Here is a 12585-nt window from a genome sequence, read left to right as displayed (position 1 = left end):
ACCACAGCGGTACGTTCTGGACTGATGACGCCACGCACCAGACCGTTGAAGTCTGCATAGATCCGAATTCGCGGAGGATTGCCGATTGTCACTAGCACCACAGTTAAACCGCGCCACGATCTGGAGGCGGTTTGAATCAACTGTCAGGGCTCATCCTCCGGCGTCCAGTTTGTCACCGCGATGAACTGCTCCGACTCCGGGAGCTTTTCAAATGCGCTGCCTTCCGGGGCGTCCAGAAACGGAATAATGCTCGGGTCGTAGTTGGCGATCGTGTTGACGTCATAGACGGCATGGTTGGCTGGGTTGTCCATGTACGCATCGTCTTCGGAGCCTGACATGAAGCGCCAACCGCTATCGATGTCGTTGTCCGGCGCTTCGCGGTACATGAAGCGCACGGAATCACCGTCGACGGTGATCCTGTCGGTGGCAATACAGCCGCCGTAGCCTTCGGCCATTGGCTCGATCTGATCTTGCGAGAGTCGGAACTGCTTGGTCATGCGTCCTGACACCTGGATTGGGCGACACCGCGAAGCAGGGCCGGTTGAATGAATAGTTGGACGGTGGTGCCAGAGGTGGTGAAGCATCGACTGCGCTTCACCAGCACTGCCGCATGGGCGCGAGCATGCCATAGATCTCTGTCTTGGATCTTGCTGGCGTCGCTGGTCTCTGGGTGTCACCAAGACCGGTCGTCAGGCCTCAAGCCTCCGGGCTTGGTGTGCCCACTGCTACACGCCGCCGCCCAGAAACGGCAGCACGATGAAACAGGTAATCAGGAGACTACCGACGGCGACGACCGACAGGTAAGGCGCCGAGCGAGCTGAGCGATCCGTGGCCACGGAGTACCACGCTGCCGGAACAGAGATCAGAAGCGCCAGGAACGAGCCAACGCCAAGCACGGCGAAAGCAACAGGCGCCACCGGTACATCGCGCAGCAGAAGGCCTGCCACCGCAGAAGTGACCAGACTTGCTTCAAGAACCAGCAGAGCAAGTACGGAAATCTTCGCCGGCTGCATGGACATGTTCTCGGGGCCTGCCACCTGAATTGAACCGCACCGCGCGGCGGCTTCGGGTTGCATCATCGTTAGGCGTTGGTGCCAAGGAAGGGGTGAAGCATGGACCGCGCTCCCCAGTACTGCTGCCAGTAGCCGAGCATGCCACAGATCGCGATCATGAGGATTTGTCCAAAGTGGACGCCGCACCGCGCGTCCATCACTAGACTAATGCATGAAGTAGGCGGAACCACGACACGCATTCGTCTCGTGTGGATTGTTGTACCCAGCATGTCTACTCCAGAACTGGCGTCAGAGCTAACTTTAAATGGCCTTGCATACAAGAAAAATGCACTCTGACCCCTGTTTCTAAGCGTCCAGCGCGCTGCCATGCAAGGGGGCGCCGCCCACGCTGGCCAGCACTTCAGGCGGCCATATGGGCTTGCTCTTGATGTGGAAACTGGCCCAGCGGATCAGGCCGTAGAGCAGGGTCAGCGGAAAGAGCGGGAGGGCGATGACCTGCCAGAGGATGGCGCCCAGGTCGGAGTGCTTCCAATGCTCCGCACTGCCCGGGCCGATGAAGGGCTGGCCGAGGAAGATGCAGCGCGCCAAGCGCATCTCGAACAAGGCCTCATTGGGTCCGTCGCCTTCCACGAACAGCGGCCCTTCGTGCTCCATGAAGCGGCGGATGTGCTCCCAGGTATCGAGCAGGGGCTGCACCGCGATGGCGCTACTGGTCAGGCCCAGGCCGAACTGGCCGACCACGCGGGTGTCGCCGGGCGCAGCCAGCACGATCATCTGCAGAGCCGCGTTGTCCTGTGCGACGGTGCCGGTGAAGGTCTTGAAGCGGACGACCTGGGCGCGCACGCAGGCCCAGTCATAGCTGAGGATCTCGTGCTGGCCGCCCCCGCCCCAGAGCGGCCACCCGCTGAAGAGACGCGTGTTGTCCTTGAAGACATGGACCTTGCCGGCGTTGCGGTCGAACAGGGTGGGTGCGTAGCGGTAGCCGATGAGGTCGAAGCGGAGCATGAAGTAGACGAACACCGATAGGACTGAAGTGCCGACCAAGGCAGGAGTGAAGGCATTGGCATCACCAAGTGCGCTTGCAAGCATCATGGTCAATGGCAAACCTATAGCGACGGCGCCAAAGCCAAGAAACCCCACAAGCAAAGTCATCATGCTTCCGTACACTAGCCCATGCGGAAACGCCTCGATGACCGCGCCTCCGCTGCTGGGCGATCGGCTGGCCGGTACGCTGTGCGGCGGCAAGAGCACCGCCCCGGCGCCGATGCCCCTGAACACTTCGTTGTCGTGCAGCTTGAAGAACTCGTCGCAGGCCGCCTGGCCGAGCCACTCGAGATCGGCCATGCCCAGTGGCCGGCCAGATGCCGATGGCTTGGGTCCGGAGACAGGGTACTTGTCGTTCTTGGTTCGGGCCATGGCCAGGGTTTATTCACGATGAGCATGTCGAGCCCGCGGCTGACGCACTCGAAGGCAGCGACGCAGCGGTCTATGCTACGCGGTCCGGCACCATATGACGCCAAACAGAACTGGGGGCAGAGCTAACTTTAAATTGCCATGCATACAATAAAATCGCACTCTGACCCCTGTTTAGCACTAAGCCGGGCCGATTGAATGAATAGTTGAACGGTGGTGCCAGGAGGTGATGAAGCATCGACTGCGCTTCCCCAGCACTGCCGCATGGGCGCGAGCATGCCATAGATCTCTGTCTTGGATCTTGCTGGCGTCGCTGGTCTCTGGGTGTCACAAAGATCGGTCGTCAAGGCCCAAGCCTCCGGGCTTGGTGTGCGCACTGCTACACGCCGCCGCCCAGAAACGGCAGCACGATGAAACAGGTAATCAGGAGACTACCGACGGCGACGGCCGACAGGTAAGGCGCCGAGCGAGCTGAGCGATCCGTGGCCACGGAGTACCACGCTGCCGGAACCGAGATCAGAAGCGCCAGGAACGAGCCAACCCCAAGCACGGCGAACGCAACAGGCACCACAGGGACACCGCGTAACAGGAGGGACGCCACCGTTGAAATGACCAGACTTGCTTCAAGAACCAGCAGAGCAAGTATGGAAATCTTCGCCGGCTGCATAGACATGTTCTCGGGGCCTGCCAACTGAATTGAACCGCACCGCGCGGCGGCTTCGGGTTGCATCATCGTTAGGCGTTGGTGACAAGGAGGTCGTGAAGCATGGACCGTGACCCCCAGTACTGCCGCCAAAAGCCGAGCATGCCACAGGCCGCGATCATGAGGAATTGCCCAAGGTGCTGTCGCTGGATGTGTCCGGTCGGACGAGTTCCAAAATATGCGTCCTCGAAAGTCATCGCGTCAGCGCTGCGAATTCTTAGAATCCAACCTTCGAGAGAGGGGCATGTGGCAGTGGGTTGTTCTAACCCGTGAATTTAGCCAACTCGGAAGTGGCCTCGTCTTGAATGAATTGTTAGGGCGCAGTGCCACGGAGCTTCCGGCGCAAAAGTACGCCAGTGATAAGCATGGCGCCCCCTACAAGGAGGAACAGGTAAGGCAAATAGCCTGGCCAGGGTAACTCCATAGGAACCGCCCGAAGGTACAGATGGGGAGACTGCCCATGGTTTGGCAACATCAAGGAGATTGGAAGCTGATGCAGTAGTAGCGGCGTACCGAGCAGCCCAGTCACAGCGACCAGTGCGCCGATCGCTATGACTAGATTTGCGAGGACCCTCTTCATACGGCGTTCGCTCGAGTTAAGCAGGCCAGCGGAGCCAGCTCGGCTTGAATGGATTGTCACGTCCCATTGCCGGCGCTGACGTAGTTGTAAAAGCCGACGGCAACAAGCACTACCGTCAGCGCAATGAGACCGACGCCCTCCATATCTAAGTTCGACCGAAGAAGCTTGCGACGCCAAGACGGGACGAGCAGGCACGGCGACACTACCAGCAGCCCAGCGCCGAGGCTAGCCAAGCCGAGCCCGAGGTTGAACTGCCATGATTCCCAAATCTGGCTAAGCATCTGATGTGGCACCTAGCGCTTGAACTAAGCGGACCCACGCAGCGACTTCGGCGTCGGCTTGAGTGAACTGTTGGGGGCCACTGTTCGGCTCCAGCGACGATGATGCATCAAGGTATTCCTGCGGCGGAGACTCAAGCTGAGGATTGGCAAGCCAGTAAGCTTCTCCGTGGATGCGAAGCATGGCCCAGTGCCACGCGTGCACTCTGCCCGCTCCACTTCGCTTGTCATTTCGTATCCACTCGATTCAAAGCCGACTTCAGTGCAGTCCAGTACCAAACCGAGTTGTCTATTCTCACTGCACATCCCGGGTTCTCAAGTAGTCGAATACTCGTAGTAACTCCTTCTTTATGCAAGATCGCCTTGGCGTCGCTAAGCAAGCGCTTCTCACCTGTGAGCCAACAATTGAACTCGGGGGATACGAGTTGCATTGCTCTCTGGAGCGAGCACTCCAGTTTTTGTCGCAGGCGAATCACGCCCGCCTTGTCGCTTTTGTCGAAGTCCGGACCTAGCACGTAGTGATTGGTACCAGCCCTTGCAGCATCACATTTATCTTGAAGGTACTCATCAACACTCTGACCACTACCGACGATTTCAATCTCGCCCGATGCAGTACTGACAAGATGAGCATTTACGCCAACATAGCATCGCCCTTGAATACCTCGCAGGACAAAATCTTCGCTGTTTGCACGAATGATCCAGTAGTCACCACACTCAGAAAGCGCGCAGAATTGAATAACAAAGCGATCTTTTCCTTCGCGAGAAGCTTCGCAGCAACGAAGGACTAAAGCTTTGGCTTGATCTGCTTCGATCATTAGATCGCCTAACGCCTGAGTTAAGCCGCCTCGCGGAGCGGCATAGGCTTGAACGAACGGTTAGCGGTAATGAAGCATGGTCCGTGCTCCGGAGCATTGCCGCCGAGAGCCGAGCATGCCACAGATCCCGGTTTGGTGCTTGCCAGAGGTGGTGGCCGATGGATGTGTGACCCCGGCCGAAGACAATCAGCGAGGTAGGGCAACGAAGCCGGAAGACGAAGCTGATGGCTATTCGATGGCGCAAGGCGAGAGGACTCCCCAGAGGTAGAATTGCGGTCAGAGCCGACTTTCAAAGGTATCGAACAAGAAAGAGCACTCCGACCCCTGTTGTTGTCAAGAAAATAGCACTCTGACCCCTGTTTCCCCCGGCTACTCCCATCCACGCGGAGTGCAGTTCAAGGTCATCGCCCTGCGTCCTTAGCAGCCCTCTCAACCCATGCACCTAGATTGGTTCTGCCCTCGTCCCGGTTCCAGCGATAATTCGTATAGCCTGGGATTGTCATTCCACACCAATTGGTTGTGTTGCCGCGAAGATCCGCGATCTTGCTTACATCAATGGTGATTATTCCGTTCTTCCGCTCGATGCTCTGTTCAATCTCGTACCGAACCCAACGGCTTTTGTTCGTGTTGGCCCCGACCAACACCACGGTTACTGTTGTTCCAACTAGCTGACCGTCAATCCACGTCTTGATCGCGCCATCCCCGCTGCGCTCTACTGCTTCGAAGTCGGCTTTATCGATGAATCCAGACTTCAAGGCCCCTGTGATCACATTGCTATTTCGCACGTTCATCGCACGCTGAACGTCATCGTACTTGAAGCTAAAGAAAACCTTCCTTGCCATCTTTGTCCCCTAGGTCAGTTTAATCAGTTTAAGAATGTTTTCCCTTGCGTCTTCGAGACTACTTGAAGGCTCACCCAACGCGATGAGCAGCTCCCTTGCCTCTGCAGAAACAAAGATCTCACCCGAATCGATCAGATTAATCGTCTCGGCCCATAGCTCCCGCGCCATCCCTCCCGTAATGCCTACGGGTATGACGAAAACCTTGTTCTCGCGAGCGATATCATATTCAGCGCGCATTCCATCGGAGAGTACATCGTCATCCACACGTTTGTTGCCGAACACAAATATTGCAATACCGGATCTCTTTAGCGTGTCCTGCCGGTAGATCCTCCAGAGTTCAGACAGCGGAACGTCGCCAGCGCGAGACTGTGGGAAGGGGCGCACCAGCAATCGGTCTTCGTCCAAGGCCCTGCCACCCATCGCCGTCGCCTCAACAACACCTGAGATGACGGCACTGCCTATGCCGAGACCGAATCCGGAGAGGACTCGGTACTCCTGCTTGCTTATGCTTTTCGCCAAATCGAAAACAAAGCGCACACCGTCCTTCTCAGTGAACGGCGCATAATCGTGTGCTGCACCAGAGATGAAGATTGACCGACGTCGATGCTTAGTCTCAATGGCACTCAAGATCTCGGTGATCTCGACGAAATCGCTGACGTAAGTGGTCTTGATGCCGAACCGAAGAAGCTCTTGCTCGAATAGATGTTGCTTTCGCTTCCTGTACTCGTAGTCCGCCTCGTGCTCACCCTCATCTCGAGCTACAGCCCGCTGAATGCAGTAGCTTTGGCGTTGGTTTCGCTCGTAGGCGATTCGAACCCGACTCAGAATGTAGTCAAGGTTTGGATCGGTGAAGGAGAAGCCCAGGAACAAAAACGTCTTGCTAACTAGGTCACCCTTAAGGGCATCAATGAATGGCGCCATCTTCAGGTGGTATCGCTCGTAGTCGTCCCTGGTCAGGATCGCTTCGTCAGGGTGCTCAACATCACCGTGCATCTTGTAGACCACTGCGTCTCGCTTAGGGACAGTGATCGGTAGTTGCGAAACACGATATTTCGTGTCAGGTATCTTTCCTACATCCTTCAATGATTGTTCAATGAGACGATCATAGTTCGTAGTCCAGTACGTCGAAATTGGAAGCCTGGCGAGAATTTGATGATTCTCAGTAGGCTTTCCTTCGCGCGCGAACTCATTGACGAGAACTTGATTCAATCTGTTGCGGTTGGCTGCGTTTGAATTGGAGTGATACTGCGCAAGAGCAACCAGATCGATCTCTCGATCCACGTCCAGGTCGATCTCAGCTGCAATGGGGCGTAGTAGTTCTTTCCAGTCTACGAAGCCTGCCGGCCGAGAGAATCCGGCCCCGGCGAAGACTGCAAGATTCCCGGCCTCTAGCTCCGTGGATAATGCTTCAACCAGCTTCTTCTGTTCCTTGTTCATTAGAATCCTAGGCAGATGAGCGGACAGAATCTGGGTGAAGGGATGTCCTTGCCCCTTCACCAGGGGCGGCAGCGCCAACTAGCCCTTCTTGGGCCCGGGTGCCGGGTGCTCCCGATAGAGTTCGTCCAGCGCTTCAAAGCGCTGGAGCGACTTAAGACGAAGGTTCTCCAGGCTCTGGAACGTGAGCTCCGCGAGGTGATCCATTGGCGCTCGGTACTCCACTCGTACGGGCGTCGGCTGAACTGCCTCGGCAAGCACTCGGGCGTCTTCGATACCAAAGCCCTTAGTGACGCGATCACCGTGCCTTCTACGGGCAATCAGCTGCGTGGTGATTAGCTCGTGGTAGATCCATGGCGAAGCAGTGACTGCTTTGTTTGGCTCCTTGGAGTCTCTTACTTGGATGGATCGTGGGGTGTTCAGGAACAGAACGCACTCGCACTGATCGATAGACTCGGCCAACGCCGAGGCGAGCATCATGTGAACGTGGCTCGTCGAGTAGTTGCGCTTGTTGTAGTCGAACGTCTTCGGATCATCATCGGACCGGCAGAAGCGCTGATCGATGGACTCAAGCAAAGTGACAGAGTCATGCCACACCAATGAATCAACGAAAGGGCGTAGTCCGAGATTTGCTAGGTAACCAGCTAGACCAACCGCCATCGCCTCATCATTGTGGGAGTGGGATATGAAGACATCGGCGTTGAGCTTCGAGAACCAATGTTCCCTGATTCCATCACCATCAATCACGGCCTCCTCGACATAGCTATCGAACGCTCGCTCTGATTTCGGCCACCTTCCCTCGATGAATGCCTTTCCATTTTGATGCCAGCTTGCGAAGGGATTTCCCTCGCGGATGTCTAAGCTAAATGCTCGAAACATCTTACCGTCCTTGAACTCTCTAGTCGCGATTGAACGCGCCAGCGCACGTTGGCGCTGGCCACCAGTTTTAATTCCATTGTTCCCTGGAGCAGGCGATGCATATCACCTTGAGTATGTCCACTACACAACTCCCAGGGGGACCGAGTCTAAATCGCAGCGGCGGCCAGCGCTCCCGCCAACTATTTGACTGGCTACGACTCGTTGTTGGAGCAGTAGCCGCCCTAGGGATACCAACGGATCAGGGTGAATTTCAGGGTGACGGACACGGAGAAAATACTTTTAGCTTCAATGACTCTACTCAACTGATCTCTTTTCCGTTAATCTCTTAGCTTAGAAACTAGGTCTTGTGCCGACGGTATTGATTTTTGGTGCTTGGACTACGGTAGCTACCACCCTTATGCGAAGAGCCGTGGCCCGACGTGTAGTGACCGCCGTGACTCGTCGTGTGGTGTGAACCAGATGCGCGCACACGTGCGTCCGCAGATGCGGCAGCCAAGCACATGGCGAACCCAGCCAGCGCCGCGATGATCGAGACTTTGGTAAACATCGATTTCCCCTGAGAAAATGTGGCGTCCTAGCGTTCTCATTACACATGGACGCTCTGCGCCGCGTATCCCCAGGCGCAACCGTCCGATCAGGTCCTATGGAAGTCCGTTCTCCCCCACAGACGATCCTGTTGTAGCACGGCGTCACACTTTTTGGGGAGACAAATTCGTCCGCCGACCCGCAACATCCCAGGCGAAGACGCTTTGCTAGGCAAGGTTGTGTCGTCGAAGGGCGCTCTGATTAATTCAGGGCACATCCACTAGATTGTTCCGTTGGGTCAGTTCCGACACGTCGCCCTCGGTGACGACACGCACCCGCCCTCCCTTGGCGCTCTTTCCACCCGGCACCACCAACCGCACCAGAGCCGTCTTAGGCTCCAGATCCCGCGGCGCCGCCAACGTCGGAAATCCCGCCCGCGCCAATTCCCGACCCCGCGCATCCTCCAGCACCACGAACCCAGCCGGCGCATCCACATGCCCCAGGCTATGCACGGTGACTTCGATGGCATCGGCCGTCACCCGCACATCCCCACGCCCGATCCCCAGATCCGGCCGTAGCTCGACCGGCACCGCGGCCGGCGCGACCAGCTCGAACTCCATCACCACCGTCTGCCCGGCCGGGAACTCCACGTCCACCGCCCCGCTCTTCTCGAACGCGAACTCACGGGTGGCGGCCTTGCCATCGATCTTCCCATCGCCATCGCGATCCACGCCCGCCCGCATCCGCCACTGCCCGGCCGCGACATTCCACCCGGTCATCTGCGCCCGCTGCGTCTTGCCGCTGGTGTTGTAGCCGATGACGGTGAAGCGGTCCTGCCGCGGCTTCGGCAGCAGCAGCGCCACCTGCACCGCGCCTTCGGGATCGGCGAAGCGCCAGCTGACGGTGTGGCCGGGGTAGGTCTGGTTGCGCTTGAGGGCGACGCCGCCGAGGCGGGCGCGCTGCAGGTTCACTGTGGGCGATTCGACGCGGTCGCTCCACCAGTGGCCTTCGGTGTTCATGTAGAAGGTCTGCAGTTTGTCGCGGGTCTCGGCGCGGTACAGGGTTTCCAGCCAACGCGGGTCGCCAGTCTGCTCCCAGGCGACGTGGTGGGCGAAGTCCGGGGCGTCGTCGGCCTCGGCGTCGGCTGCCGCCTTGGCCAGGCTGGCGCCCCAGCTGTCGCGCTTGCCGAGCACGTCGAGGAAGTTCTCGTTGAGCAGGGACAGGCCGCCGGGGCCGGCCTTGGCGACGCGGTAGTCGATGGGCTGGAGGTAGCGCGCATCGCCGGTCCAGCGGTACGCCGCCCAGAAGGTGTGCAGGGTGTCGGGGCCGCCGCTGCCGTCGAACAGGCTGCCGCCGCGGGTCTTGCCGGTGGCCCAGTTGATCTCGTTGGGCAGCGCCCACTGGCCCTTGGCGTCGGTGTAGGCATGGGCCAGGTAGCCGTCGGCCAGGCCGGTGACGATGCGGCGGCTGTTGGGGTCGGCGTTGTAGCCGCCCAGCAGCAGCGCCGGGTGCAGGATCGGGAACGAGTAGGGTTTTTGCCACTGCCAGTTCGGTTCGCGGTAGACCTTGCGCCCGCCGAACCAGTTGCTGGCGAACAGCAGGTGGCCCCGCGGGTTGACCTGGATGATGCGGTCGAACGCCTTCACCGTGCGCATCAGCCGCTCCACCGTCAGCGGGTCGCCCCAGTTGAGGTAGAGCATCTCGCTGTTGATGTTGATGCCGTCCTCGTAGGAATGCAGTTCGTCGGTCTCGATGGTGGAGAGGCCGTCGGTGAACATGCCGTTGCGGTAATTGGCGTCGGACAGGGCGGTGAGCGAGGCGGTGAGCTTGTCCGGATCCACGCCCATCAGGGCGACGCCGGGCCATTGCTGGGTGAGGTCGGAATCGTCGGAGATGCCGCCGCCGAAATCGCCGTAATCCACCTGGCGTTCGTCGATCCACCAGTTGATGTAGCGGCGCGTGGCCTTGAGGTCTTCCAGCTGCCAGAACGCCCAGCCCGGCACGCCCTTGGGCGGCTGCGGCAACTGCACCGGCAGCGGACCCTGGTTGCCGTAGCTGATGTCCGCCCAGTACTGGCGGCCCAGCGCGTTGTCCGGGTCCACCCGCAGCAGGTCGTGGATGTCGGCATCCAGGCGCGCGTACAGGCGCTGGCGCTTGGAGCTGGTGTGCTCCTCGACCAGGAAGCCCCAGTTGTCCTTGACCTGGTTGAAGCGGTCGGCGATGTGCTCGACCTTGGCCTGCTCGCGCGGCTTGAACAGCAGGCGGATCTGCGCGCCGTCCAGCGCGCGCGCGTCGAAGCCGGGCGCGGCCGAGGCGATGCTGAGCATCAGGCTGTCGTCGGTCAGGATGCGGTCGCGCAGGTCCAGCCACAGCGTGCGCGCCTGCCCGGGCGCGACCGAGACCGACACGTCGAGCATGTCGCGGCCGGGCCAGATCGGATCCTTGACGCGGATGTTGAGCGGGATCAGGCCATTGTGCGTGGCCGGCAGTTGCAGCGCCGGCAGGTCGATGGCGATGCCGTCCAGGCCGTCGTGCATGTTCTCCCAGCCGTAGGACCAGCTGCGCATCAGCGGCTGCGCGGCCGGGGCGTCGCCGAGGTTGGACGGGATGAGCACGTGGACGATGGGCAGCGGCGGCACCGCGGTCTTGTCGTCGGCGCGCTTGCGCGACGGCGCCTTGGTCGGCAGCGCGACCACGGTGCTGCGCTCGTCCGGCGGGTAGCGCCCGGCGATGTAGGCGCGCAGCGCGGCGAGGTTGGCGTAGTCCGGGGCGATGTCGCTGCGCACGGTGTAGCGCAGCGTGGCGCTGGGGTTGGCCGGCTCGGCGCCGGCGCCCACGTCGTAGGCCCAGATCTCCTGGATCGGGGTTTCCTGGGCGACGTTGGTGAAACGCAGGTGGCCGCCGCGGCGGCGCTCGAATTGGTCGACGCTGCGCACCGTGCCCTGGGCGCGCGAGAACAGCGGCGCAGGCGTGGCGCCAGCGGCGGCATAGGTGGCCTGGCCGTAGGCGGCGCCGCGCAGTTCGATGCGGTTGAACGGTTCGTCGGGCAGGGCCAGGTCCAGCGCCTTACCGCCTTCGACGTAGACGTTCCAGTCGGGCAATTGGAAGTAGTCGTTGCGGCCGGGCAGGCGCGAGCGGTTGTACACGCCGGGCCAGGTGGTCTCGGCGATGCCGTCGGTCGCCTTCCACATCCATTCCTTGAGGTCCTTGGCGTCGGCGAACTCGACCTTGCGGATGCGCGTGGAAGGAGCATCCAGCACCGGTGGTGCGCGGCCGTGGTCCCAGCCGAAGCGGTGCAGCCAGGCGTTGCGCGCGGCGTTGTCGGGCACGGCCTCGGCGCTGCGCGGTTCCTGTTGCTTGGCGAGGGCAGCGACGCCGGCGGCGTCGAGCATGCGGTCGTAGACGCGGATCTCGTCGAAGTCGCTGCCGCGCAGGAAGTTGTAGCGGCTCTGCACCTGGTGCGGCGCGAGTACGCGTGCGGCCAGGCCGAGCTGGTCGAGCGCGGCGTCGAAGTCGAGCGAGCCGCCGTCGGCGCAGGCCTGCGTGCAGTCCACGCGTGCGGCTTCCTTGCCGTCCACGTACAGGCGCACGCCGCGGGTCTCGTCCCAGGCGAAGGCCAGGTGGGTCCAGGCGCTGGGTGCGGGGAACTTGTCCAGCTTGAAGGAGACGCGGGTGCGGGCCAGGTTGGCGTCGGTCACGAAGGCATCGAAGCCGTGGCCGTTCCAGTCGATGCGCAGCCAGGCCATGTCCCAGCTGGTGTGGTCGGCGTAGCCGACGCGGAAGATCACGAACGGCGCTTCGCCCACCGGGTAGCGCGAGCGCCAGAAGAACGACAGCGTGCCGCGCTGGGTGTAGAGGTTGCCGGGAGCGTTCCAGGACAGCACACCGTCGTCGGCCCATTCGATGGCCTGCCCGGAGACGCCGGTCGGTACCAGGGCGATCTTGTCGCGGAAGTTGGGTTGGGGGTCGCCATGGGCGACGTCGGCGTCCAGGCCTTTGTCGGCGGAGACGCGGAACAGCAGTTCGGGAGTGGCGGCTGCGGCGATCGCTGGCAACGCGAGGGCACAGAGCAGGGCGAGGCGGTGTGAGATGCGACCTGGGCT

11 protein-coding genes are annotated in these 12585 nt (G+C 60.5%); all 11 read right to left on the bottom strand.

The features are described from left to right. Window positions 1-143: 143 nt before the first annotated feature. The 11 genes from RAB70_RS03470 to RAB70_RS03425 all read right to left on the bottom strand — a co-directional run bounded on the left by RAB70_RS03470 (window position 144) and on the right by RAB70_RS03425 (window position 12537). Window positions 144-497, bottom strand: a complete 354-nt coding sequence (locus tag RAB70_RS03470) for a DUF2185 domain-containing protein (protein WP_148828250.1) — start codon at window positions 495-497, stop codon at window positions 144-146. Between the two features lie 228 nt (window positions 498-725). After that, on the bottom strand, window positions 726-1079 hold the full coding sequence (locus RAB70_RS03465) for a hypothetical protein (protein ID WP_225851574.1): 354 nt from the start codon (window positions 1077-1079) through the stop codon (window positions 726-728). 279 nt (window positions 1080-1358) lie between these two features. Further along, the gene (locus tag RAB70_RS03460) at window positions 1359-2357 is read right to left on the bottom strand and encodes a DUF6708 domain-containing protein (protein WP_148828249.1); all 999 of its coding nucleotides are present in this window, start codon (window positions 2355-2357) and stop codon (window positions 1359-1361) included. Between the two features lie 448 nt (window positions 2358-2805). Further along, the gene (locus RAB70_RS03455; protein ID WP_148828248.1) at window positions 2806-3159 is read right to left on the bottom strand and encodes a hypothetical protein; all 354 of its coding nucleotides are present in this window, start codon (window positions 3157-3159) and stop codon (window positions 2806-2808) included. A gap of 606 nt (window positions 3160-3765) precedes the next feature. Beyond that, entirely contained in the window at window positions 3766-3990 is a 225-nt protein-coding gene (locus tag RAB70_RS03450; protein ID WP_148828247.1) for a hypothetical protein, read from the bottom strand. Window positions 3991-4214: 224 nt separating this feature from the next. Next, window positions 4215-4802 carry a hypothetical protein gene (locus RAB70_RS03445; protein ID WP_148828246.1) on the bottom strand — a complete coding sequence of 196 codons (588 nt, stop codon included), beginning with the start codon at window positions 4800-4802 and terminating at the stop codon, window positions 4215-4217. Window positions 4803-5203: 401 nt separating this feature from the next. Continuing rightward, window positions 5204-5644 carry a TIR domain-containing protein gene (locus RAB70_RS03440; protein WP_148828245.1) on the bottom strand — a complete coding sequence of 147 codons (441 nt, stop codon included), beginning with the start codon at window positions 5642-5644 and terminating at the stop codon, window positions 5204-5206. A gap of 9 nt (window positions 5645-5653) precedes the next feature. Next, on the bottom strand, window positions 5654-7081 hold the full coding sequence (locus RAB70_RS03435; protein WP_148828244.1) for an SIR2 family protein: 1428 nt from the start codon (window positions 7079-7081) through the stop codon (window positions 5654-5656). 78 nt (window positions 7082-7159) lie between these two features. After that, window positions 7160-7957, bottom strand: a complete 798-nt coding sequence (locus RAB70_RS03430) for a toll/interleukin-1 receptor domain-containing protein (RefSeq protein ID WP_148828243.1) — start codon at window positions 7955-7957, stop codon at window positions 7160-7162. 337 nt (window positions 7958-8294) lie between these two features. Continuing rightward, window positions 8295-8504, bottom strand: coding sequence for a hypothetical protein (locus RAB70_RS21315; protein WP_148828242.1), 210 nt, complete (start codon window positions 8502-8504; stop codon window positions 8295-8297). 244 nt (window positions 8505-8748) lie between these two features. Next, window positions 8749-12537, bottom strand: coding sequence for a LamG-like jellyroll fold domain-containing protein (locus RAB70_RS03425; protein ID WP_148828241.1), 3789 nt, complete (start codon window positions 12535-12537; stop codon window positions 8749-8751). Between the last annotated feature and the right edge of the window lie 48 nt (window positions 12538-12585).

Origin of the sequence: Xanthomonas sontii, assembly GCF_040529055.1 — a bacterium.
GTDB classification, from domain to species: Bacteria; Pseudomonadota; Gammaproteobacteria; order Xanthomonadales; family Xanthomonadaceae; genus Xanthomonas_A; species Xanthomonas_A sontii.
Note: the sequence above shows the minus strand (reverse complement) of the source record. Positions and strands in the feature narration are given on the sequence as shown.

Coding starts and splice junctions, on each gene's coding strand:
- RAB70_RS03470 (WP_148828250.1), bottom strand. CDS start 497: ATGACCAAGCAGTTCCGACTCTCGCAAGATCAGATCGAGCCAATGGCC.
- RAB70_RS03465 (WP_225851574.1), bottom strand. CDS start 1,079: ATGATGCAACCCGAAGCCGCCGCGCGGTGCGGTTCAATTCAGGTGGCA.
- RAB70_RS03460 (WP_148828249.1), bottom strand. CDS start 2,357: ATGGCCGATCTCGAGTGGCTCGGCCAGGCGGCCTGCGACGAGTTCTTC.
- RAB70_RS03455 (WP_148828248.1), bottom strand. CDS start 3,159: ATGATGCAACCCGAAGCCGCCGCGCGGTGCGGTTCAATTCAGTTGGCA.
- RAB70_RS03450 (WP_148828247.1), bottom strand. CDS start 3,990: ATGCTTAGCCAGATTTGGGAATCATGGCAGTTCAACCTCGGGCTCGGC.
- RAB70_RS03445 (WP_148828246.1), bottom strand. CDS start 4,802: ATGATCGAAGCAGATCAAGCCAAAGCTTTAGTCCTTCGTTGCTGCGAA.
- RAB70_RS03440 (WP_148828245.1), bottom strand. CDS start 5,644: ATGGCAAGGAAGGTTTTCTTTAGCTTCAAGTACGATGACGTTCAGCGT.
- RAB70_RS03435 (WP_148828244.1), bottom strand. CDS start 7,081: ATGAACAAGGAACAGAAGAAGCTGGTTGAAGCATTATCCACGGAGCTA.
- RAB70_RS03430 (WP_148828243.1), bottom strand. CDS start 7,957: ATGTTTCGAGCATTTAGCTTAGACATCCGCGAGGGAAATCCCTTCGCA.
- RAB70_RS21315 (WP_148828242.1), bottom strand. CDS start 8,504: ATGTTTACCAAAGTCTCGATCATCGCGGCGCTGGCTGGGTTCGCCATG.